Origin of the sequence: Winogradskyella eximia, assembly GCF_003386165.1 — a bacterium.
In the GTDB taxonomy this organism is placed as follows: Bacteria; Bacteroidota; Bacteroidia; order Flavobacteriales; family Flavobacteriaceae; genus Winogradskyella; species Winogradskyella eximia.
The window spans coordinates 57,471-81,446 of sequence record NZ_QRDV01000007.1; the positions used below are offsets into that span (position 1 = coordinate 57,471).

General features: G+C 32.8%; 27 protein-coding genes. 25 read left to right on the forward strand and 2 right to left on the reverse strand.

The genetic code is table 11. The annotated features are described in order from the left end of the window. Positions 1–69: 69 nt before the first annotated feature. The 3 genes from DFQ10_RS13985 (at position 70) to DFQ10_RS13995 (ending at position 5,551) form a co-directional block, all read left to right on the forward strand. On the forward strand, positions 70–2,589 hold the full coding sequence (locus tag DFQ10_RS13985; protein WP_115818066.1) for a PIG-L family deacetylase: 2,520 nt from the start codon (positions 70–72) through the stop codon (positions 2,587–2,589). Positions 2,590–2,766: 177 nt separating this feature from the next. Beyond that, positions 2,767–4,584 (forward strand): sodium:solute symporter, encoded by a 1,818-nt coding sequence (locus DFQ10_RS13990; protein WP_115818067.1) that lies wholly within the window; start codon positions 2,767–2,769, stop codon positions 4,582–4,584. Next, positions 4,574–5,551, forward strand: coding sequence for a Gfo/Idh/MocA family protein (locus DFQ10_RS13995; protein WP_245940721.1), 978 nt, complete (start codon positions 4,574–4,576; stop codon positions 5,549–5,551). The genes DFQ10_RS13990 and DFQ10_RS13995 overlap by 11 nt, the downstream gene beginning before the upstream one ends. Positions 5,552–5,696: 145 nt before the next feature. On the opposite strand, the gene DFQ10_RS14000 is transcribed toward DFQ10_RS13995, so the two are convergent. Then, on the reverse strand, positions 5,697–6,542 hold the full coding sequence (locus DFQ10_RS14000) for a DUF2911 domain-containing protein (protein WP_115818069.1): 846 nt from the start codon (positions 6,540–6,542) through the stop codon (positions 5,697–5,699). A gap of 179 nt (positions 6,543–6,721) precedes the next feature. Between DFQ10_RS14000 and DFQ10_RS14005 the strand changes: the two genes are divergently transcribed. From DFQ10_RS14005 to DFQ10_RS14110, 22 genes are all read left to right on the forward strand, one after another. After that, positions 6,722–7,054 carry an ArsR/SmtB family transcription factor gene (locus DFQ10_RS14005; RefSeq protein ID WP_115818070.1) on the forward strand — a complete coding sequence of 111 codons (333 nt, stop codon included), beginning with the start codon at positions 6,722–6,724 and terminating at the stop codon, positions 7,052–7,054. A 15-nt stretch (positions 7,055–7,069) separates the two neighbouring features. After that, on the forward strand, positions 7,070–7,540 hold the full coding sequence (locus DFQ10_RS14010; protein WP_115818071.1) for a DUF6428 family protein: 471 nt from the start codon (positions 7,070–7,072) through the stop codon (positions 7,538–7,540). Positions 7,541–7,561: 21 nt separating this feature from the next. Next, on the forward strand, positions 7,562–8,176 hold the full coding sequence (locus DFQ10_RS14015) for an arsenate-mycothiol transferase ArsC (RefSeq protein ID WP_115818072.1): 615 nt from the start codon (positions 7,562–7,564) through the stop codon (positions 8,174–8,176). A gap of 5 nt (positions 8,177–8,181) precedes the next feature. Further along, on the forward strand, positions 8,182–9,234 hold the full coding sequence (gene arsB / locus DFQ10_RS14020; RefSeq protein WP_115818073.1) for an ACR3 family arsenite efflux transporter: 1,053 nt from the start codon (positions 8,182–8,184) through the stop codon (positions 9,232–9,234). Positions 9,235–9,331: 97 nt separating this feature from the next. Continuing rightward, a complete protein-coding gene (locus DFQ10_RS14025; RefSeq protein WP_115818074.1) occupies positions 9,332–9,988 on the forward strand; it encodes a TetR family transcriptional regulator C-terminal domain-containing protein in 657 nt (218 codons plus the stop codon). After that, positions 9,989–11,299: an ABC1 kinase family protein gene (locus tag DFQ10_RS14030; RefSeq protein ID WP_115818075.1), complete on the forward strand. Its 1,311-nt coding sequence runs from the start codon at positions 9,989–9,991 to the stop codon at positions 11,297–11,299. After that, positions 11,300–11,938: a flavin reductase family protein gene (locus DFQ10_RS14035; protein ID WP_115818076.1), complete on the forward strand. Its 639-nt coding sequence runs from the start codon at positions 11,300–11,302 to the stop codon at positions 11,936–11,938. It begins immediately after the preceding gene. Then, a complete protein-coding gene (locus DFQ10_RS14040; RefSeq protein WP_115818077.1) occupies positions 11,938–13,356 on the forward strand; it encodes an SDR family oxidoreductase in 1,419 nt (472 codons plus the stop codon). The genes DFQ10_RS14035 and DFQ10_RS14040 overlap by 1 nt, the downstream gene beginning before the upstream one ends. Then, the gene (locus DFQ10_RS14045) at positions 13,353–13,487 is read left to right on the forward strand and encodes a DUF2256 domain-containing protein (protein ID WP_115818078.1); all 135 of its coding nucleotides are present in this window, start codon (positions 13,353–13,355) and stop codon (positions 13,485–13,487) included. Before DFQ10_RS14040 ends, DFQ10_RS14045 begins: the two co-directional genes overlap by 4 nt. Next, positions 13,472–15,007, forward strand: a complete 1,536-nt coding sequence (locus tag DFQ10_RS14050; RefSeq protein WP_115818079.1) for a cryptochrome/photolyase family protein — start codon at positions 13,472–13,474, stop codon at positions 15,005–15,007. The genes DFQ10_RS14045 and DFQ10_RS14050 overlap by 16 nt, the downstream gene beginning before the upstream one ends. Beyond that, on the forward strand, positions 14,997–16,490 hold the full coding sequence (locus DFQ10_RS14055; RefSeq protein WP_115818080.1) for a cryptochrome/deoxyribodipyrimidine photo-lyase family protein: 1,494 nt from the start codon (positions 14,997–14,999) through the stop codon (positions 16,488–16,490). Before DFQ10_RS14050 ends, DFQ10_RS14055 begins: the two co-directional genes overlap by 11 nt. 102 nt (positions 16,491–16,592) lie before the next feature. After that, positions 16,593–17,024, forward strand: coding sequence for a hypothetical protein (locus DFQ10_RS14060; RefSeq protein WP_115818081.1), 432 nt, complete (start codon positions 16,593–16,595; stop codon positions 17,022–17,024). Next, complete coding sequence (locus DFQ10_RS14065) at positions 17,021–17,293, forward strand: TIGR03643 family protein (RefSeq protein ID WP_115818082.1); 273 nt, start codon at positions 17,021–17,023, stop codon at positions 17,291–17,293. Before DFQ10_RS14060 ends, DFQ10_RS14065 begins: the two co-directional genes overlap by 4 nt. Before the next feature lie 55 nt (positions 17,294–17,348). Continuing rightward, positions 17,349–18,041 carry a GTP cyclohydrolase I FolE gene (gene folE / locus DFQ10_RS14070; protein WP_115818083.1) on the forward strand — a complete coding sequence of 231 codons (693 nt, stop codon included), beginning with the start codon at positions 17,349–17,351 and terminating at the stop codon, positions 18,039–18,041. 3 nt (positions 18,042–18,044) lie between these two features. After that, positions 18,045–18,272 (forward strand): hypothetical protein, encoded by a 228-nt coding sequence (locus DFQ10_RS14075; RefSeq protein ID WP_115818084.1) that lies wholly within the window; start codon positions 18,045–18,047, stop codon positions 18,270–18,272. A 2-nt stretch (positions 18,273–18,274) separates the two neighbouring features. Next, complete coding sequence (locus DFQ10_RS14080; protein WP_115818085.1) at positions 18,275–18,958, forward strand: SDR family NAD(P)-dependent oxidoreductase; 684 nt, start codon at positions 18,275–18,277, stop codon at positions 18,956–18,958. A 3-nt stretch (positions 18,959–18,961) separates the two neighbouring features. After that, positions 18,962–19,501, forward strand: coding sequence for a glutathione peroxidase (locus tag DFQ10_RS14085; RefSeq protein WP_115818086.1), 540 nt, complete (start codon positions 18,962–18,964; stop codon positions 19,499–19,501). 6 nt (positions 19,502–19,507) lie between these two features. Next, positions 19,508–19,678, forward strand: a complete 171-nt coding sequence (locus tag DFQ10_RS14090; RefSeq protein ID WP_115818087.1) for a Lacal_2735 family protein — start codon at positions 19,508–19,510, stop codon at positions 19,676–19,678. A 1-nt stretch (position 19,679) separates the two neighbouring features. Then, positions 19,680–20,144, forward strand: a complete 465-nt coding sequence (locus DFQ10_RS14095; protein ID WP_115818088.1) for a TspO/MBR family protein — start codon at positions 19,680–19,682, stop codon at positions 20,142–20,144. A 56-nt stretch (positions 20,145–20,200) separates the two neighbouring features. Beyond that, the gene (locus DFQ10_RS14100) at positions 20,201–20,662 is read left to right on the forward strand and encodes an SRPBCC family protein (RefSeq protein WP_115818089.1); all 462 of its coding nucleotides are present in this window, start codon (positions 20,201–20,203) and stop codon (positions 20,660–20,662) included. Between the two features lie 3 nt (positions 20,663–20,665). Then, the gene (locus tag DFQ10_RS14105; RefSeq protein WP_115818090.1) at positions 20,666–21,973 is read left to right on the forward strand and encodes a cryptochrome/photolyase family protein; all 1,308 of its coding nucleotides are present in this window, start codon (positions 20,666–20,668) and stop codon (positions 21,971–21,973) included. A gap of 208 nt (positions 21,974–22,181) precedes the next feature. Continuing rightward, positions 22,182–22,544 carry a nuclear transport factor 2 family protein gene (locus DFQ10_RS14110; protein WP_115818091.1) on the forward strand — a complete coding sequence of 121 codons (363 nt, stop codon included), beginning with the start codon at positions 22,182–22,184 and terminating at the stop codon, positions 22,542–22,544. A 114-nt stretch (positions 22,545–22,658) separates the two neighbouring features. On the opposite strand, the gene murA is transcribed toward DFQ10_RS14110, so the two are convergent. Further along, on the reverse strand, positions 22,659–23,975 hold the full coding sequence (murA, locus tag DFQ10_RS14115) for a UDP-N-acetylglucosamine 1-carboxyvinyltransferase (RefSeq protein WP_115818092.1): 1,317 nt from the start codon (positions 23,973–23,975) through the stop codon (positions 22,659–22,661). Between the last annotated feature and the right edge of the window lies 1 nt (position 23,976).

Here is a 23,976-nt window from a genome sequence, read left to right on the forward strand (position 1 = left end):
ACAAAACCTAAAAAAAGGCAATAAGTTTCTAACTTTCCTATATTTGAAAAGTAACAAACTAACAACCTCATGTACCAACTTAGGCTTTGTCTATTGCTTCTAGTAAGCACATTTTTTTCTTTACAAGCACAACAACCAAAAACCTATAATTCTTCAGAAATTTATGAAGCTGTTCAAAAACTCAATGTTTTAGGCTCAGTGCTATATATTGCTGCACATCCAGATGATGAGAACACACGACTCATTTCATATATGTCTAACGAAGTTAAAGCACGTACAGCATACTTATCTTTAACTCGAGGAGACGGAGGACAAAACCTTATCGGACCAGAAATCAGAGAACTTTTAGGTGTTATTAGAACTCAAGAATTATTAGCAGCAAGACGCGTAGATGGTGGTGAACAACGTTTCTCTAGAGCCAATGATTTTGGATACTCAAAACATCCAGATGAAACTTTAGAAATCTGGAATAAAAACGAAGTTCTTGCAGACGTGGTTTGGGCTATAAGAACATTTAAACCAGACATAATTATTAACCGTTTTGACCATAGATCACCAGGAAAAACACATGGTCACCATACAGCTTCTGCCATGTTAAGTATGGAAGCTTTTGATTTGGCTAATGATGCAACAAAATACCCTTCACAATTAGAATTAACTAAAACATGGCAGCCAAAACGCGTCTTTTTCAACACCTCATGGTGGTTTTACGGAAGTCAAGAAAAATTTGAAAAAGCCAACAAAACCAATATGCATAGTTTTGATATTGGTGTATATTATCCAAGTAAAGGTATGTCTAATAACGAAGTGGCTGCCATTGCAAGCAGCCAGCATTTGTGTCAAGGTTTTGGACGTTTATCGCAACGTGGTTCTCAACAAGAATATATTGAGTTTTTAAAAGGAGATCCACTAAAAAAAAATGAAGATATTTTCTCAGGCATAGATGTTACTTGGAACCGTGTAGAAGGAGGAAAAGCTATTGAAGCCATTTTGAAAACAGTTGAAAACAATTTCAATTTTAAAAACCCAGAAACACATTTACCACAACTTTTAGAAGCATACAAATTGCTTCAAAACATAAAAGACGAACATTGGAAAACCGTTAAAACAAAAGAACTCAAAACTATTATTGAAGCTTGTGCTGGCTTATATCTTGAAGTTTCTGCAAAAAGTCCAAATGCAGCACCGAATTCTCAAGTCACTTTAGATATGGAAGTTTTAAACCGTAGTAAAGCCAATATCGATTTGGTGTCCTATAACTTATCTACAATGAGTAACGGAATTTCTAAAAACATGAACTTGTCTTCAAATCAAAAATTAAATTTTGAAGAAAGCATAACCATTCCTAGTAACAGCGCTTACACAACACCTTATTGGTTAAATAAAAAAAGTACTCTAGGTATGTATAATGTAAAAGATCAAAATTTAATTGGCTTACCAGAAACTCCAAGAGCTGTATTTGTAGATTTTAATTTATTAATAGAAGGTACACCTATTAGTATTAAAAAACCAGTAGTCTATCGCTATTCTAAACCAGATAAAGGTGAATTGTACAGACCCTTTGAGATTATTCCTGTGGTTTCAGCAAGTATTAGTGATAAGGTTTTCATCTTTGAAAATGATGAACAAAAAGAAATTGAAATCACTGTAAAAGCAGGCAAAAACAATATTGATGGTTATGTTCAAATGGCATATCCTCAAGGTTGGGAGGTTTTTCCTGAAAAGCAAAAAATTGAAATTGTTAATAAAGGAGACATTCAAAAAGTAGTATTTACAATTATACCTCCAAAAAATCAAAGTGAAGGTTTAATTACTCCAATGGTAAATGTAAATGGAGAATTTTATACTGATGAACTCATAGAAATCGATTATGCGCATATTCCATTTCAGACGGTTTTAATGCCAAGCGAAAGTAAAGTGGTACGATTAAATATCGAAAAACGAGGAAATAACATTGGTTATATCGAAGGCGCAGGAGATGTTGTTCCTGAAAGTTTAAGACAAATTGGTTATACGGTTACCACCATTAAACCCGAGCAAATTTCACCAGAAAATCTTTCAAATTTTGATGCCATCGTAATGGGTATTAGAGCTTATAATATTGTTGAAGAATTAAAATTTAAGCAAAAATTCTTATTAGATTATGTTAAGGAAGGTGGCAACCTAATTGTTCAATACAATACCAATAGAGGTATTAAAGTAGATCAATTAGCTCCATTCGATTTACAATTATCTAGAGACAGAGTTACAGATGAGAATGCTGCTGTTAAAATTTTAGAACCGAATCATCCAATTTTAAATTTTCCTAATAAAATTACGGATAAAGATTTTGAAGGTTGGGTTCAAGAACGAGGCTTATATTTCCCAAACAAGTGGTCTAAAGAATTCACGCCATTACTCGCCTCAAACGATAAAGGAGAGGGTTCAAAAAAGGGTTCATTATTGGTCGCTAAATATGGAAAAGGCAACTATATTTATACCGGATTAAGTTTTTTTCGAGAATTTCCTGCAGGAGTCTCAGGTGCTTACAGAATTTTTGCTAACTTACTATCCGCAGAAAAAGCCGATAAACCGTCATTTAAAAATTGATATTTTATAGCTAAAACCCTGTAAAAACCCCTAACAACTAACTAATAACTAAAAACATGCACAACGACAACCAACCACAGCCAAAACAAAAATGGAGCAAAATGTATACTGCAGTGTTAATTGCAAATGCACTTTATATCGTTCTTTTTTATTTTATAACGGCTTCATTCGCATAGCATGCCGCAAACTTTAGATTGGATTGACTGGGCCGTTTTAATAGCGACCTTAGCTACAATTGTTGGCTATGGTACTTGGAAAACTAGAGGTCAAAAAAATGCACAAGATTACATAAAAGGAGGTAATTCTTCTAAGTGGTGGACCATTGGTCTGTCAGTAATGGCAACCCAAGCCAGTGCAATAACCTTTCTTTCTACAACTGGTCAGGCTTTTTCTGATGGTATGGGATTTGTTCAGTTTTATTTTGGACTTCCAATTGCCATGGTTATTATTTGTCTGGTATTTATTCCACTTTATCATAGGCTTAAAGTCTACACAGCCTACGAATTTTTAGAAAATAGATTCGACCTTAAAACCCGAAGTTTAACAGCCATTCTCTTTTTAATTCAACGTGGACTAGCTGCAGGAATCACCATTTTTGCACCTGCCATTATTCTTTCTGTTGTTCTCGGCTGGAACATCGTTACCCTAAACATCGTTATTGGAGTATTAGTCATTATTTACACCGTTTCAGGAGGTACTAAAGCAGTAACGGTAACTCAAAAACAGCAAATGTTTGTCATTTTTGCTGGTATGCTTGCTGCCTTATTTATCATTATTAATTTAATTCCTGAAGAAGTGTCTTTTATTGATGCTATTGATATTGCTGGTGCTACAGGTAAAATGCAAGTATTAGATTTTTCATTCGATTTAGAAAATAGATATACCGTATGGACAGGCCTTATTGGTGGAACTTTTTTAATGCTCTCTTATTTTGGTACAGACCAAAGCCAAGTGCAACGTTACCTTTCTGGTAAATCCATGAAAGAAATGCAAATGGGCTTACTCTTTAATGGATTACTAAAAGTGCCAATGCAATTTTTTATATTGCTTGTTGGAGTTATGGTATTTGTATTTTATCAATTTAATCCGTCTCCATTAAACTTTATAGATGCTTCAACTCAAACTGTTTTAGCTTCAGAATACGGAGATAATTATAGAGCACTTCAAGATAAACAAAATGCCCTTTTTTCTAAAAAACAAACGTTAAGTTTAGAATACTCCAAAAATGAAAATCCGACGACGAAACAACAACTTTTCGCACTCGATAGTATTGAAAAAACGTATAGATTAGAATCTAAATTCTTAATTAAAAAAGCGGTTGATTCAGAATATAGCTCTGAATATTATAGACTTCAGAAAGAAGTAGAATCCCTAAAATCTAATTCTAAAAACCCAGCTTATTTAGAAAAATCCGCAGCACTAACAGCACTTTATAAAGACGCAGCAAAAGACACACAGACCAACGATAGAGATTATATGTTTATTCGGTTTATTTTAAACAATCTACCGACTGGACTCATTGGTTTATTATTAGCTGTGATTCTATCTGCAGCGATGTCTTCAACAGCTTCGGAAATTAATGCATTAGCAACAATCACTTCTATCGATTTATACGGAAGAAATTTAAAAGAAGATAAAGGAGAGGATCATATGGTAAAAATGACTAAATGGTTTACGTTTGGTTGGGGAATTGTTGCTATAATTATTGCTTGTTTTGCAGATCTTGCCGAGAATTTAATTCAGCTAGTGAATATTATAGGCTCTATTTTCTATGGCAATGTTTTAGGTATATTTCTACTTGCTTTCTTCTTTAAATATATAAAAGGCAATGCCGTTTTTATTGGAGCTCTAATTACACAAGCCATTGTAGTTATTGGCTGGTGGTATGATTGGATGCCTTACTTATGGCTCAACTTATTTGGTTGTGTTGTTGTTATTTGCATCGCAAATCTACTACAATTCACTTTACCTAAAAAATCACAAGTTGACTACTAATTGTATTAATTGGGGCATTATTGGAGCAGGTAAAATCGCGTCTAAATTTGCTGCAGATTTAAGTACAGTTTCAAATTCTAATCTCTATGCTATAGCCTCTAGAAATCTTGAAAAAGCGAACCTTTTCGGAAAAGAATTTAATGCAGATATCGCCTATGGTAGTTACGAAGATTTAGTTTTAGACGCACATATTGATGCCATCTATATTGCGACACCTCACAGTTTTCATAAAGCACATACCATTTTATGCTTAAACCATAATAAAGCGGTGTTGTGCGAAAAACCATTTGCTATGAACCTACAGGAAGTTGAAGACATGATTCAACTTTCAAAAGAAAAAAACACGCTTTTAATGGAAGCCTTGTGGACGCTTTTCCTTCCACATTATCAATATGTTTTAGAACTGATTAATAACAACCATTTTGGTGCTATACTAAAACTTGAAGCAGATTTTGGATTTCATCCAACATATAATGAAACCTCTAGAGTGTTTGATAAATCTGTTGGAGGAGGTAGTTTATTAGACATAGGAATTTATCCTGTATTTGCAGCAATATCAACACTTGGACAACCAGAATCCATAGAAGCAAAAGCTGAATTCTTTTCTTCTGGAGCCGACTCAAAGTGTGATATTAAATTTCATTATAGTTCAGCTAAAGCAAATCTAAAAAGCACACTCTTAGCGGAAACCAATACCGAAGCTATTTTCCATTGTGAAAATGGAATTATAAAAATTAACGGCCGTTTTCACGAACCTTCATCGGTCACATTAATTGATAATCAAGGGCATTCTGAATTAAAAACATTCAACAATAAGACCATTGGTTACAGTTACGAGATTGAACATTTTAATCAATTGATTAGAGATGGTAAAACAGAAAGTGACTTAATGACCTTTGAAAGAAGCAAACAACTCATGAGTACTTTAGATACTGTAAGAGCGTTGATTGGTTTAGATTATTCTTAAAAACTGTAAGTTTTTAGTTGCGATTGGTTTTGCTAACGAAAATCTTATATCAAACTAAATAGGTATCCATAAAAAAAAAGCGCAACTCAATGAGTTGCGCTTTCTATATTATATCAGAATACCTAAACACTCTGATAGTACTGTTTTATTTAGCTCCCCATTCTTTTAGAGAATCTTTATTCATTTTTATATAGTCTGCATTCTCTGCTTTTTCTGCTTTAGCTAAAGATTCTTTAGCTGTTGAAATTGCTTTCTTTTTGTCACCTAAAGCAGCGTAAATTAATGATTGCTTTCTCAATTGGTAAAACTTAGGATCTTTAGTCATAGACATCGCTTTCTCCATCCAATCTTTAGCTTGTTCTAAATCTTTTCCCTCAGATAAATTATAAACCGCAGCAGCGTAATAATCGTTAGCTGATGGTCCTGCCATTACTTTTTCAATTGAAGCCGTTACTGTCTTAGCAGTTGGTACTTCAAATTTTAAATTAGCCATAGTATTCTCCCAGATAAAACCTAATTCTGCAGAACCGCTTGTTAAATTGTCAAAAGTAATCGTAAACGTTTCAACTTTCATTGGTAACTGCATGGTTTCAATTTTTACTTTAGCGGCAACTTTAGCAGCATCAATCGTTTTTGGTGCTCCCCAATTGTTGGTATCACTATAGAAAATAACCTCCCAAGATTTTTCAGAAGGTGTTATAAAAATAGCATAAGCACCTGCTTTTAAAGTATTACCAGCAATAACCACTTCATCACTAAATGTAATCATTGTATTTTTATTAGCTCCTGCTCTCCATAGCTTACCATAAGGGACTAAGTCTCCAAAAATAGTTCTCCCATTCATGCTTGGACGAGAATATTCTAAAGTAACATCAGTTAAGCCAACAACTTGTTCAACTTTTGAAAAAGGACTTGGTTGTGGAGTTTTAATCTGTGCATCTACCGAAAACATTAATGTTAACGCAAATGTAAAAAGTAATAATTTCTTCATTTTGTATAGTGTTAGTGTTTGTTTTTAACTGAGGTAAAATTACAACTTAAGCCAAGCGATAAATGTTAAGGAATCCTTAAAATGAAAACTAACATTCTTAATAACGATTTCTTAACACGCAATATTTAGGATAACAACCCTATTAATCGTAATATTGCAATATATTAATACAATAACTTATGGGTTTAACTAAATCAGAAATTTTTACGTCAGAACAAAATGAAATTTCAAGCATCGCTAAAGTTTTTGGTCATCCGGCTAGAGTGGCTATTCTTCAGCATTTATTTAAAATAGATTCTTGTATTTGTGGTGATTTGGTAGATGAAATTGGTTTAGCACAACCGACCATTTCTCAGCATTTAAAAGAATTAAAAAAAATTGGACTTATAAAAGGAAACATTACAGGTACTAGCATTTGTTATTGTATTGATAAAGACAATTGGTCGCAAATGAAAACCGTACTTTCCGTATTCCTTAATCAAGATATTAATGAAAAAAATAACTGTTGTTAAATATAATATTGACTTATGAAACTATCAGAAATTAAATCAAAATTACAAACATTAGATACTATTGCGTTTCAATTACCGAACGGTAATTTAGTACCAAATCACTTTCATGTCACAGAAGTTGGAAAAATATCGAAACATTTTATAGATTGTGGAGGCACAGTGAGAACTGAAAATGTTGCCAACTTTCAACTTTGGGAAGCGGACGACTACGACCATAGATTACATCCTGAAAAGCTTCTAAATATTATTGAGCTTTCTGAAAAAATTTTAGAAATTGAAGACTTAGAAATTGAAGTAGAATACCAAGGAGACACTATTGGAAAATACGGATTAGACTTTGATGGCACCCATTTTTTATTGACTTCTAAATTGACAGATTGTTTAGCTAAAGACCAATGTGGTATTCCTGAAAAGAAACCAAAACTTCAATTTTCAGATTTACAAAATGACGCTCCATCGTGTACTCCAGGTTCTGGATGCTGTTAACCATTAAAAATTTAAAACACTATGCTGTACCAACCCATTAATAATCAAATAGAACAATTACCCGTTGACTCTATTTCCGAAGAACGTAAGGCGATATTACAACCACTCATCGATTACATTCAAATGAAAACAACCGAAAACAAAGTTGTTAATTTAAATTTTATATGCACTCATAATTCGCGTCGCAGCCATTTATCTCAGGTTTGGGCGCAAACATTGGCTCTATACTTTAATATAAAAAATGTGTTTTGTTACTCAGGCGGCACTGAAGCTACAGCTTTATTTCCAGTGGTCGCAAAAACACTTGAAAACACAGGGTTTCAAATTGAAACACTTTCTAATGGGAGTAATCCGGTATACAGTATAAAGTATTCAAAAAATGCACATCCAATCATTGGGTTTTCAAAAACATTTGATGATGAATTTAATCCGACTTCTGAGTTTGCAGCGATTATGACCTGTTCTAGCGCAGATCAAGGTTGTCCTTTTATTGGTGGATCAGATAAACGAATTCCAATAACTTATGATGACCCAAAGGCGTTTGATAATACTCCACTACAATTAGAAAAATATAACGAGCGTAGTCTTCAAATTGCTACAGAACTAAAATATGTGTTTTCTAACATCGTAAACTAATTACAATGACTGCAATCAAAAAAAAATTAAGCTTTTTAGATAGTTATCTTACATTATGGATCTTTATAGCCATGGCATTAGGCGTTAGTATTGGTTATTTGGCTCCGTCACTTCCTGAGCTGATTGAATCTTATAGTAGCGGAACCACAAATATCCCAATTGCAATTGGCCTTATTTTAATGATGTATCCTCCACTTGCTAAAGTGAATTATGCCTTATTACCAAAGGTGTTTAAAGATGTGAAAATTCTATCTATATCTTTAGTTTTAAATTGGATTGTTGGGCCAGTACTAATGTTCATCTTAGCAATTACATTCTTACAAGATTACCCTGAATACATGGTTGGCCTAATTCTTATTGGCTTGGCACGCTGTATTGCCATGGTATTAGTTTGGAATGATTTAGCTGAAGGTAGCAGCGAATACGGAGCAGGACTTGTAGCTTTAAATAGTATTTTTCAAGTCTTTGCTTATAGTTTTTACGCTTACTTATTTATTACAGTACTTCCACCCTATTTTGGTTTTGAAGGAGCTATTGTAGATATTTCTATTGCAACTATTGCAGAAAGCGTAGCCATATATTTAGGTATTCCGTTTGTATTAGGTATCTTATCACGTTTGGTTTTAGTAAAATTAAAAGGTGAAGATTGGTACACTAAAACGTTTATACCAGCGATTTCCCCTTTAACATTAATAGCCTTATTATTTACAATCGTGGTGATGTTTTCTTTAAAAGGAGAACTCATTGTAGAAATACCAATGGACGTACTCATCATAGCCGTACCATTATTAATCTATTTTACTTTAATGTTTATCATTGGTTTTTTTGTTAGTAAAGATATGGGAACCACTTACGATAAAACAGCCGCTATCGCTTTTACAGCTGCTGGTAATAATTTTGAACTAGCTATTGCTGTGGCCATTGCTGTTTTTGGATTAAACTCCGGACAAGCATTTGCAGGTGTCGTTGGGCCTTTAGTAGAAGTACCTGCTTTAATTCTGTTGGTTAGAGTCTCATTTTGGTTGCGTAAAAAATACTATTTGCCTAAGACCATATAGAAAAACACATACATATCAGAAATTGGTGTTAAATTTTGTTTAACTTTGAATTAAAATAGTTAAACATTATGTATATTTACATTGTAAATCAGTTACAATGGCAAAAAAGAAAAACATAAAGCAGTCAGACATCATTTCATTTTACATGGATTATGTCTTAACACACAGTCATAAACCAAAATCGGTATATGCTTTCGCTAAAGACAATAATTTTGAAGAACAAAAATTCTATGAATTCTTCAACTCTTTTGAATCTTTAGAACAGTCTATTTTCAGCATATTTTTTGATAATACTTTAGAAGTACTTCATAAAAGTGAAGATTATCAATCTTTTGATGCACGCAACAAACTATTGAGCTTCTATTTTACTTTTTTCGAAGTCTTAACAGCAAATAGAAGTTATGTCATTCACACGTTAAATACCGAAAAGCATCAATTAAAGGCACTCAAGGTACTTTCTCATTTAAAGAAAAGTTTCACCAACTACATAGAACTATTAGACATAAAAACTATAGATCTTAAGCAAGAAAAACTCGAAAAAATAAAAAACAGAGGTCTTAAAGAATCTGCTTGGTTTCAGTTACTTGTAACGATGAAATTTTGGATTGATGACACATCACCTTCATTCGAAAAAACAGATATTTATATAGAAAAATCAGTTCAAGCTAGCTTCGATTTAATAGATACAACTCCCTTAAAAAGTCTTATTGACTTTGGTAAATTCTTATATAAAGAAAAAATACACTCCAACTAGATGAAAACAATAGATAGTATTCCAATTACAAAAATATCTAGAGCTAGTAAGCTAGTTTCTACAGGTGCTAAAGTAGGCGTTAATTACTTAAAGTATTATGGTGATAAAATGGTAAATTCTAAAGAAGGTGCCAAAGAACGTTTAAACCAAAATAATGCCGAAGACATCTACGATAGCCTTAAAAAATTAAAAGGTAGCGCACTAAAAGTGGCTCAAATGCTAAGTATGGAAAAGAGCATTTTACCACAAGCCTATGTTGAGAAATTTTCGTTATCTCAATTCTCTGTGCCACCATTGTCACCACCTTTAGTTATTAAAACATTTAAAAAATATTTCGGAAAACATCCCGAAGATTTATTTGATACTTTCAACGCAACTTCAGTAAATGCTGCCAGTATAGGCCAAGTCCATATGGCTGAGAAGGGTGGGAAAAAATTTGCTGTGAAAATCCAATATCCTGGAGTTGCGGAAAGTATTGCGTCAGACTTAGCGTTGGTAAAACCCATTGCTATTAAAATGTTTAATATTAAAGGGAAAGACTCCGATAAGTATTTTAAAGAAGTTGAAAATAAACTTACAGAAGAAACAAACTACATCTTAGAAATTGCGCAAAGTAAAGCCGTTGCCGAAGCTTGTGCACATATCCCTAACCTTAAGTTTCCTAAGTATTACGAAGAATTTTCATCGGAACGCATTATCACTATGGATTACATGAAAGGTGAACATCTTTCAGAATTTGTAGCTCATAATACAGATCAAACTTTATCGAACAAAATCGGACAAGCATTATGGGATTTCTATATGTTTCAAATTCATAAGTTGAAAAAGGTACATGCAGATCCGCATCCTGGTAATTTTTTAATTTCAGAAGAAGGCAACTTAATTGCTTTAGATTTTGGTTGCATGAAAACGATTCCGGATGAATTTTACAAACCATATTTTGAATTAGCAGAAAAAGATTGCATCAATAATCCTGAAGCATTCACAAAGAAATTGTATGAATTAGAAATTCTACGTACAGACGATAGCTCCGAAGAAATTACATTTTTCAGCGCTATGTTTCATGAGTTGTTAAGTTTATTTACAAAACCATTTCATGTTGAAGAATTCGACTTTTCAAATCCTGAATTTTTTAATCAAATTACAGAAATGGGACAACGCTATTCAAAAAGTACCGAACTACGTAACATGAATGGCAACAGAGGTTCGAAACATTTCATTTACATCAATAGAACATTCTTTGGGTTGTATAATTTAATGTTCGATTTAAAAGCACAAAATGTAAAAATCAACAATTTCAATAATTTGTAAATGTTAGAATTCAATAGTGACAATTTAGACCAGATGCCTCATTTATACAGAATCAATTTAATTAATAGTTGTTCTGGGTATAAATCCGCAAACTTAATTGGCACCAAAAGTAAAAATGGTATTAGTAATGTCGCCGTGTTTAGTTCTATTACGCATTTGGGTTCAAACCCTGCATTATTAGGCTTTTTTCTAAGACCAACAACAGTAATGCGAAACACCTATCATAATATTAAAACAACCGGAAAATATACAATTAATCATATTTACGACGACATTTTAGACGATGCACATCACACCTCTGCAAAATACGATGGACATATTTCAGAATTCGACGTCACCAATTTAACCGAAGATTATAAAGGTGAATTTCTTGCACCATTTGTTAAAGGCTCTCCTGTACAAATGGAAATGCAATTTGTTGAAGAATACCAAATAGCAGCCAACAACACCATATTAGTTATTGGAAAAATTGACAAGTTATATATTGATGATTATATAATTGAAAAAGATGGTTTTGTTAATTTATCAAAAGGAAAAGTAGCCACTATAAATGGCTTAGATGGCTATGCTATTCCAGAATTAAAGAAACGTTTAGATTACCAAAGGCCAAAACCACAATTTGTAAATTCTAATGACTAATGCGAATATTAATAACAGGTACAACAGGCTATATTGCAAGAAGACTAGCACTTCAACTGCTAGAAGATAAGCATGAGCTTATCTGTTGTGTACGTGATTTAAGTCGCATTCCAGATGAAATTGAAGATAATCCACTTTGCACATTTATAAAAGTAGATTTTTTAAAACCTGAATCTGCAGAAATTCCAAAAGACATAGATGCAGCTTATTATTTAATTCATTCTATGTCCACTAGTTCTGATGATTTTGAAGACTTAGAATTACAGTGTGCCGAAAATTTCAAAAAACTGGTAGAACCAACACATTGTAAACAGGTCATTTATTTAAGTGGTATTGTTAATGATGATTCGCTTTCAAAACATTTAAAATCGAGATTACAGGTAGAAAATACTTTGAAATCTGATTCCTACGCACTAACTACTTTTAGAGCCGGAATCATTGTTGGTAGCGGAAGCGCGTCTTTCGAAATTATAAGAGATATCGTAGAGAAACTACCTTTTATGATTACTCCTAAATGGCTCAACACTAAAACACAACCTTTAGCCATTAGAGATGTTTTAAACTTTTTAGCTGGTGGATTAGGCAAAGAAGAATTATATAACAAAGCTTACGACATTTTTGGTCCAGAAGTATTGACATACAAAGAAATGCTATTGCAATTTGCAGAAGTCAGAGGATTGAAACGTTATATCGTTACACTGCCAGTTCTTACACCAAAACTATCCTCGTATTGGCTGTATTTTGTTACATCAACATCCTTTCAATTAGCAGCTGCTCTAGTCGATAGTATGAAAGTTGAAGTCATAGGTAAACCCAGTAATATCAATAAAATTATTGGCATAGAACCTATGGATTATAAAACTGCTGTGGATTTAGCCTTTCAAAGAATTGAACAAAATGCTGTGATATCGAGCTGGAAAGATGCGGTAAGCAGCGGACGTTTTAAAGACCAATTGTCTAAGCATATCGAAATACCGCAATACGGTTGTTTTAAAGATGAAAGACAAAAAACTGTTACTGATGAAGCTTATACCTTAGATAAAATCTGGGGAATTGGCGGCAGAAATGGTTGGTATAGCTTTAATGGCCTTTGGAAAATCAGAGGTTACATGGATAAACTCTTTGGTGGTGTTGGTCTAAGACGTGGAAGAACCAGCGACACGTATTTAGAAGCTGGTGATGCTCTAGATTTTTGGCGTGTTTTGTATGCCAGTAAAGAAGAAAAACGATTATTGCTTTTTGCTGAAATGCGTTTACCAGGTGAAGCTTGGTTAGAATTTAAAATTGTAAAAGGCCAATTACACCAACGCGCTGTTTTTAGACCGAAAGGTATTTGGGGACGATTGTATTGGTATGCTGTTTTACCATTTCATGCTTTTGTTTTCAATGGTATGATTAACGCTTTGGTTAAAAAATGAAAGGTGTAAAAAAGGAAAATCTTCCGACAAAAATGTGTCCTAAATGCAATCGACCATTCACTTGGAGGAAAAAATGGGAAAAGAATTGGGACGACATAAAATATTGTAGTGAAAAATGCAGAAGACACTAAGACTCATATTAGGCGATCAACTCAACGCTCAACATTCATGGTTTACAGAAACCAATGAGAGTGTCACCTATTGCCTTTTTGAAATGCGACAAGAAACAGATTACGTGAAGCATCATATTCAAAAGGTTATTGGCTTTTTTGCTGCGATGCGAAATTTTGCTGAAGAACTAAATTCGCAAGGACACAACTTCATTTATTTCAAAATTAATGATGAAAGTAACACGCAAAGTTTAGTCGAAAATCTTTCAAAATTAGTCAAAGACCACGCTATTGAATGTTTTGAATATCAATTGCCAGACGAATATCGCCTAGACCAACAACTCTCTGAATTCTGTAATTCATTAGACATTGAAACCAACACCTACGATTCCGAACATTTTTACACTTCCAGATACGAATTGAAAGAATTCTTTGAAGGTAAAAAGACCTATCTCATGGAAAATTTTTATCGCAACATGCGTAAAAAACACGAGGTTTTAATGGAAGGTAAACAACCTGAAGGTGGTCAATGGAATTACGATAAAAGCAATAGAAAAAAGTGGAAAGGCAAGCCCGAAATTCCGCATTACAAATGGTATATTAATGATGTTTCAGAAATTGTTTCAGACATAGAAAAAGCCGACATAAAAACCATTGGTCGCTTTAAAACAAGTACGTTTAGTTATCCTGTAAATAGGGAACAATCACTTGAGCAGCTCAATTATTTCCTTGAGCATTTATTAATTCGGTTTGGTGATTACCAAGATGCCATGCATACAGACCAAGTTTATTTATTTCATTCGCGCATATCATTTGCCATGAATATAAAACTGATTAGTCCTAAAGAAGTTGTAGATGCAGTAATTGATTATTACTACGACCATAAATCTGAAATCGATATTTCTCAAGTTGAAGGTTTTGTGCGTCAAATCATCGGTTGGCGAGAATATATGCGAGGAATGTATTGGACATTAATGCCAGATTATAAAACAGAAAATCACTTAAAAAACACCAACAAACTTCCAGATTTTTTCTGGACAGGCAACACAAAAATGAATTGCCTAAAACAGAGTATCAATAATTCCTTGGATAATGCATATGCACATCACATACAACGCTTAATGATTACTGGCAATTATGCTTTATTAACTCAAATTCATCCGGACGAAGTAGATGCTTGGTATTTGGGTATCTATGCAGACGCTATAGAATGGGTACAATTAACCAATACCAGAGGCATGAGTCAATTTGCTGATGGCGGAAAAATTGCCACAAAACCTTATGTATCTTCAGGCAGTTACATTGACAAAATGAGTAACTATTGCGATAAATGTCATTACAACAAAAAAGAAAAAACAACAGAAAATGCGTGTCCATTTAATAGTTTGTATTGGAATTTCTTAGATGACAAACGAGAGGTTTTAGGAAATAATAGACGCATGGCAATGATGTATAGTTTATTAGACAAAATGGACAAAAGTCAACTCAATAGTATGAAAGAACGTGCCGCTTCCATTATAGAAAACCCAGATGAATACTAATAGAGAACATATCAATGTGGTTTGGCTAAAACGTGATTTAAGACTTCAGGATAACGAAGCTATTTCTAATGCTTTAGCATCTAAAAAACGAACTCTTATACTTTATGTTTTTGAGCATGTGTTACTAAATAACGATCATTATAGTGAGCGTCATTTCAATTTTATTAAAGAATCTTTAAAAGACATTAATGCGCAATTATTACAACATAATTCTAAAGTTTTAACAGTTACCAGTGATATTACAAGTGCTTTTAATCAACTTCAAGAATTTTACAAAATTAATACTATATATTCACATGTTGAAACCGGATTATTAGTCACTTACAACAGAGATAAAGAATTTACACGCTACTGTAGAAACAATTTCATAGATTGGAAAGAATCAAAAAACAATGGTGTTGAACGTGGTTTAGTAAATCGAGATAATTGGTTTGAAAACTGGGAAAATTATATGAACAGTAATTTAGAAGTGTTTCAACCTAAAAAAAATCAATTATTACATATATCGGAAATTGAAGAATTAGAAAAACTATTTTCAGTTACAGATTTATTTACACCAGCAGACACCAAATTTCAAAAAGGTGGTACTACTATGGGTTGGAAATACGCAAATTCATTCTTAGAAAGTCGTCATGAAGCTTACATGGATAATATTTCAAAACCCGAAGCTTCACGAAGCAGTTGTAGTAGAATTTCGCCGTATATAGCTTGGGGAAACTTATCTGTAAGACAAGTATTTCAAAAAGCACAACAATTAAAAGCAGAAACTAAAGACAAACTTCATATTGGTGCTTTTATTTCGCGCTTACGCTGGCAAGCCCATTTTATTCAAAAGTTTGAAATGGAACATACCATGGAAAATGCAAGCGTTAATAAAGGGTACCACAAGCTAAAGAAAAACTTATCTGAAAATTATCAAAAAGCATGGAAAGAAGGCCTAACAGGATTTCCTTTAGTAGATGCTAGCATGCGTTGTTTAATTGAAACAGGTTATGTTAATTTTAGAATGCGTGCTATGTTGGCATCTTTTTTCACCCATATTCTTTGGCAACCTTGGCAGCACGCAACCACGCATTTATCACAGCAATTCTTAGACTTTGAACCAGGCATACATTTTCCCCAATTACAGATGCAAGCAGGTGAAACTGGCATCAATAATCTAAGAATTTACAATCCTACTTTAAATGGTTTAAAGCACGATCCTGATGCCATTTTTATAAAAAAATGGGTACCAGAATTAGCACAATTAGATACTGCATTTATTCACGAACCTTACCTGATGACAGAACTAGAACAAGGCCTTTATAACTTTAAGCTTGGTGAAGATTACCCAATGCCTATAGTAGATATAAAGGAAAATCGTAAACGTGCTAGTGATATTCTCTGGAATATGAAAAAGGATCCTGAAGTTGTTAGTGAAAGTTATAGAATACTAAAACGACATACTATACAAGACAGAAGAAGAATGTTAAGAAGTGATTAATTCCTCAACGATTACTAGCTAAAATTTATAGTCATAATTATCTGTTAATTTTTGTTTAACTATTTAAATAAATAATTAAACATTGTGTATATTTGAATAGTTATGATATTAAACACTACACATTATAATGCTGAGCACAAACAAATTATTGCTGACCTCGTTGGCAGTTCTTTTAGTTTGGTACAAAAATTGAAAATGAATGGTGTAGGTTCTAAACGCATGATAATTGATGAAGTGAGTCCAAATATGCAGTCAATGATGAATTTGGTTTCAGATGTTAATTATGGAAATATTGAATTAAGACCTAAAGGAATTTTAATAAGAATTAATAAAGGATTAAAAAACTTTACTTGGGTTATTCCTTATTACCATCTTGTTATTTATAAAATCAATGGTTCTAGTATACATGCACAAGGAAAATTTGTGCACTTTAGAGCTAATAAAACTTTTAAAGAGAATAAAAAGTTTTTTGATAAGTTACTCGATGAAAAAGTAAAATACGATATGCAACACGCAATGCCTCAAGGACTATGAGTTTAGAACTAAAAGACATTGATAGAATTATTGAAATGGCATGGGAAGATAGAACACCATTTGATGCCATTACTTTTCAATTCAACTTAAAAGAACAAGAGGTCATTAATTTAATGCGACGCGAATTAAAACCGAGTAGCTTCAGATTATGGAGAGCCAGAGTACAAGGCAGAGCTACTAAACACAGTAAGAAAAGAACGTTTGACGAAGGCAGATTTAAATGCTCTAGACAAAGAACAATAACAAATAACTCTATTTCAAAACGTTAACACGTGCTTTGATTTAAGCTTGGAGTACTTAAAGACAGCACATTAAAAAGATTTTATGAATACAGAAACAATTTCCAAAAAAAATGGTCACCAATTAAAAGGCTTCAGTGCAGAAGATATTGGAGACGATCATTTATTTACAGGTTTAGAAACACCAATGAAGCCTAACGCTTTTGAAATGTCTAACACTGAGAAAAAAGAACGTATTTCCATTTTATTTTCTGAAATAATGGATGTAATAGGTTTAGATTTAACTGATGACTCCTTGCAAGGCACACCAGATCGTGTTGCAAAAATGTATATTGAAGAAATTTTCTCTGGATTAGATCCTAAGAATAAGCCCAAAGTGGCCTTATTCGACAATAAATATCAATATAATCAAATGTTAGTAGAAAAAAATATTACCTTCTACTCTAATTGCGAACATCATTTTGTTCCTATAATAGGAAAAGCACATATAGCATACAAATCCTCAGGGAAAGTTATTGGACTTTCTAAATTAAACAGAATAGTGCAATATTACGCTAGACGTCCTCAAGTACAAGAACGTTTAACAAACCAAATAGCAAATGAATTAAAGACTGTTTTAGAAACAGAAGATGTTGCCGTAATTATAGATGCTAAGCACTTATGCGTATCTTCTAGAGGAATACAAGATGACACATCTACAACAGTAACAACATATTACGGAGGCGAGTTTAATAAAGCCTCAAAAATCGCAGAATTACAAAACTATATAAACAATTAAGCTATGGAAACAATAGAAAAAGCTTTAGAATTTGAAAACAGAAAGTTTTCATTTAAAACAACAAGTGACAGAATTTTAGCAGCAAGAGAAGCTAAAGATTTAATATTAGAAGTAAACGAACTATATAAAGAAAAAAAGGATTCTAAACTTATGGATCTTATGAAGCGTCTTACAGTTATTAAGCAAAAAATAGAAAAGCGCTTAAAAGGACGCCCTTTAACAGCATCTTAAATATGAACACTATAATAGTCGTTGGCGGAAGCAAAGGTATAGGCAATGCAATTGTTACATCTTTGCTTTCTTCGCATAAAGTCGTAAATATTAGTAGAACAGAACCTCAGGTTTCACATGAGAATTTAACCCATTACAATTGTGATGTACTCAATGATGACCTACCAAATATTGAGGCTGCAGATGGATTAGTGTATTGTCCTGGTAGTATAAATCTAAAACCAATTAACAGATTGAGTTTAGACGATTTTAAAAATGATTTTGAAATCAATGTACTTGGAGCAGTAAAAGCGGTACAAAAATACTTACCTATTTTAAAAAATGGTAACAAGCCATCTATATTGCTATTTAGCACAGTGGCTTCCAAATTAGGTATGCCATTTCATGCCAGCGTAGCAGCTTCAAAATCTGCAGTAGAAGGTTTAACCAAATCATTAGGTGCAGAGTTAGCACCAACTATTCGTGTTAATGCTATTGCACCTACAGTAACTAATACAGATTTGGCTTCTAAATTACTACGAAACGAAAGGATGATTGATAATATGAATGAAAGACATCCACTAAAAAAATACTTAGAACCTCAAGAAGTTGCTGATATGGCTACATTTTTATTGTCTGAAAAAGCAGCCTCTCTTTCAGGACAAATTTTTGAAATGGACTGTGGTATTGTAAGTTTTAAATTATAAATTATGAATCCAGTAAAAGCATTTATAAGTACAATATCTACTACAGACGTTAGTGTAAAACAAAATGCGCTAAAATCTATTTATGATATTGAAATAAACAATCTTCAAGGTCAGCCAATTCATCTCTCTGAGTATAAAGGCAAAAAGATATTGTTTGTTAATGTAGCATCTAAATGTGGATTCACTCCTCAATATAAAGAGTTACAGCAATTACAAGAAACATTTAAAGACAGTTTGGTTGTAATTGGCATACCATGTAATCAATTTGGCAAACAAGAACCTGGACAAGCAGATGAGATTCAAGAATTTTGTGAAGTCAATTATGGTGTATCTTTCTTAATCTCAGAAAAAATAGACGTTAAAGGAGCTCAGCAACATCCTCTTTATCAATGGCTAACTAAGAAAGCTATTAATGGCAAACAAAATTCTGTGGTTAAATGGAATTTCCAGAAGTACTTGGTAGATGAAGATGGTGAATTTTTAGACTACTTCTACTCTATCACAAAACCTTTGAATTCTCGTATTACCAAATATTTAAAATAACATACTATGTTCGGATTATTTAAAAAAACAACGGAAGTAGAAAAACTTCAAAAAAAGTATAAAGAACTTATGGCAGACTGGCATAAGCTTTCTACTACAAATAGATCAGAAAGCGACAAAAAATATGCTGAAGCCCAAATAGTTGCTGATAAAATAGATAAATTAAAAATATCATAAGTTGAAAAAAATATATCTCTTCATATTATTCTTAATCATCAATTTTGGTGCTTTAGCGATTGGTAGCTGGTTTATGGGAGATGCAGTTTCAGGCGAATGGTATTCTAATTTAAACAAAGCACCTTGGACACCTCCAGGTTGGGTTTTTGGAGCCGCTTGGACATTAATTATGATTTGTTTCTCAATTTACTTAAGTTATTTATTTTCCATCCGTAATTCAAAATTTGTAATTGCCGTTTATACTAGTTCTGTTCTATTAAATGTAAGCTGGAATTACTTTTTCTTCAACCAACAATTAACAACTTTAGGATTGGTAAATATCGTTTTGCTAACCTTGTTAATTATATATTTCTTTATCACTTTTGGTGATGACAAATTGAGCCGTTTAAAATATCTTCTACTCCCTTATATCATTTGGTTATGTATTGCAACCTCCTTAAATGGTCATGTTGTATTTAACAACTAAATTAAGGTAACAGCTGTACAGTCTTTTTCAAAAAATTCTAAAGTCATAAAACTTCTATGAAAATATATACGCTACATAAAAAACAAAATTTACCCATTTCAGTTGATCAAGCATGGGAATTTTTATCAAATCCTAGGAATCTAAAAACCATTACTCCAGATTATATGGGTTTTAATATTCTCTCTGGAGCAGACAGACCTATGTTTCCTGGGCAAATTATTCAGTATATCGTTACTCCTGTTTTAGGCATTAAAACAAAATGGGTTACAGAAATTACACATGTAAAAGACAAAGAATATTTTGTAGATGAACAACGCTTTGGACCATACGCACTGTGGCATCATAAGCATTTTATTAAAGAAATTGAAGGTGGAGTTGAAATGGAAGACATTATAGATTATAAAGTGCCTATGGGAATTTTAGGGCAAATGGTTCATCCCATTTTAGTAAAACCAAAACTTGAAGAAATTTTCAATTACAGAACAACTAAACTTGAAGAACTTTACGGAAAATACTAATTTATGAATGCTACTATTAATATTTTTTGGTTTAGAAGAGATCTAAGATTAGATGATAATGTTGGTTTTTATGAAGCGTTGAGAGGCGAACAATCAGTGCTTCCAATATTTATATTCGATTCTGAAATTTTAGATAAATTACCTAAGAATGATGCTCGTGTCAATTTTATACACGAAACGCTTCAGAATATGAGGCAAACACTACAAGACCAACATGGCAGTAGTATTGCACTGTATCACGGTAAACCAAAAGATATCTTTGAGAACTTATTACAAGACTATAAGATTAATACTGTTTTTACAAATCACGATTACGAACCTTATGCTAAAACACGAGATAAAGAAATTAAAGCGCTTCTAAATAAAAATGAAGTAGACTTTAAAACCTTTAAGGATCATGTAATTTTTGAAAAAGATGAAGTTGTAAAAAATGATGGGAAGCCATACATGGTTTACACTCCCTATATGCGTAAGTGGAAAGAAAAATTTAAAACTATTGATTTAGAGATTTTCTATACCAATTCCTTTCTAAATAATTTGGTTGAACACTCTAGATTACCAAATTTGAGTTTATCAGATATAGGCTTTAAAACATCTAATCAAGAAATACCTCCTTTTGATGTAACACCAACTTTAATTCAGCAATACGAAGACACCAGAAATTTCCCTGCTAAAGATGCAACGTCTAAATTAGGACCACATTTACGGTTTGGAACTGCAAGTATCCGTAAAATGATTAAAAAGGCTATTGCAGAAGACAATGAAATATTTTGGCAAGAATTAATTTGGAGAGAATTTTTTATGCAAATACTATGGCATTTTCCTCATACACCAGACAATGCATTTAAACCAAAATATGATCGTATAGAATGGAGAAACAACGAAGATGAATTTAAGAAATGGTGCGAAGGTCAAACAGGATATCCTTTAGTAGATGCCGGAATGCGTCAACTTAATGAAACAGGTTTTATGCACAACCGTGTGAGAATGCTCGTTGGTAGTTTTCTTTGTAAACACTTATTAATAGACTGGCGTTGGGGCGAAGCTTACTTTGCAGAAAAATTACATGATTACGAAATGGCGAGTAATGTTGGTAATTGGCAATGGGTTGCAGGGTCTGGCGTAGATGCATCTCCTTATTTCAGAATTTTTAATCCGACTACTCAGATTCAAAAGTTTGATAAAAACTTAGAATACATAAAAAAATGGGTGCCAGATTTTCAAGAGTTATCTTATCCTCAACCCATAGTAGAGCACAAAATGGCTAGAGAACGTTGCCTAGAAACTTATAAATCTGCATTGAATGAATAAAAATTATTCACATTAAACAATAAATCAAAACAAACAGCGTTGCTAAGTATAAGACCATTAAGGTCTTAACTGAAATAACCATTTCAACAAACAATTTTTTAAAGCTCTGATTAGTCATCAGAGCTTTTTTATTGAATTTTGTTTAATTTATCATAAGTCATTAAAGTTTTTGTTAACTTTAAAGCACTAATATAAAATCAGAATCATTATGAATACTTGGGGAGTTGCCAAAAAATGGAAAGAAATGTGCGAAAAAGGTAAAAACTTGGAGTGTATTAACGAGCTTTATGCCGATAATGTGGTTAGCAAAGAAATGCCTGGTATGCCTGGAGAAAGTATTACCGGAAAGCAAAATGTTTGGAATAAAAATAAGGAATGGCTAGATAATGTTGTAGAATATCATAGCAGCTCTATAAGTGCACCAATTGTAGCTGGAAATCACTTTTCAACAAAAATGCACTTCGATATTACTTTTAAAGATAGAGGAAGACAACAATTAGAGGAGCTTGCTGTTTTTGAAGTTAAAGATGGTAAAATTACAAATGAGCAATTTTTATATGCTATGGAATAAACTCTACACTTTTAAAACATAAAAAAAAGCTTCAAGATTACACTTGAAGCTTTTTTAATTTATTATATCCCGTTTTCATTATTGTTTCAACAAAAATAAATCGGTTTTTTATTTTTAGTTACCTTCTAAACGTTCAATTTTTGCTCCAATGGCTCTTAAACGTTCAGCAATATTCTCATAACCTCTATCTATTTGTTCAATATTGTGAATAATAGACGTTCCTTTTGCAGATAATGCAGCAATCAATAAAGATACACCAGCTCTAATATCTGGCGATGTCATCGTAGTTGCTTTTAATGTCGATTTAAAGTCATGACCAATAACGGTTGCTCTATGTGGATCACAAAGAATAATTTTCGCACCCATATCAATTAACTTATCAACGAAGAACAAACGACTTTCAAACATTTTTTGATGTACTATTGCGCTTCCTCTAGCTTGAGTTAAAACGGTTAAAATAATACTTAATAAATCTGGAGTAAATCCTGGCCAAGGTGCATCTGAAATAGTTAAAATAGAACCATCAATATAACTTTGCACTTCGTAACCGTCAGTATGTGCCGGAATATGAATATCATCTCCTTGTCTTTCAACCGTGATGCCTATTTTTCTAAATACATTTGGTATTACACCCAAATCATCCCAACTTACATTGGTAATTGTTAATTCACTTTTAGTCATTGCAGCTAAACCAATCCAGCTACCAATCTCAATCATATCTGGCAACATTCTGTGATTGGTTCCGCCAAGAGAATCCACACCTTCAATTACTAAAAGATTAGAGCCAACACCAGAGATTTTAGCTCCCATGCGGTTAAGCATCTTACATAATTGTTGTAAATAAGGTTCGCAAGCCGCATTATAAATAGTGGTTGTTCCTTCTGCTAAAACAGCAGCCATAACAATATTTGCTGTACCTGTAACTGAAGCTTCATCTAGAAGCATGTATGCTCCTTTTAACTTTTTTGCTTCAACTCCATAAAATAAATCTTCTTTATTATAACGGAATTCAGCGCCAAGCTTTATAAAGCCTTCAAAATGCGTATCTAAACGACGACGACCAATTTTGTCACCTCCAGGTTTAGGAATATAGCCTTTACCAAAACGTGCTAATAAAGGACCAACAATCATTATTGAACCTCTTAAACCTTTACCGTCTTCTTTAAATTCTGCAGACTCTAGATATTTTAAATTAACCTCGTCTGCTTTAAAAGTATAAGAACCTTTACCTAGTTTATTGATTTTAACACCCAACTTTTTTAATAGTTCGATGAGTTTATTAACATCAATAATATCTGGAATGTTGTCTATTTTTATTTCTTCTGCAGTTAAGAGCACTGCACATAAGATTTGTAAGGCTTCGTTTTTTGCTCCTTGAGGTTGAATTTTCCCTTTTAATTGGTGGCCTCCTTCAATTTTAAATGTACCCATA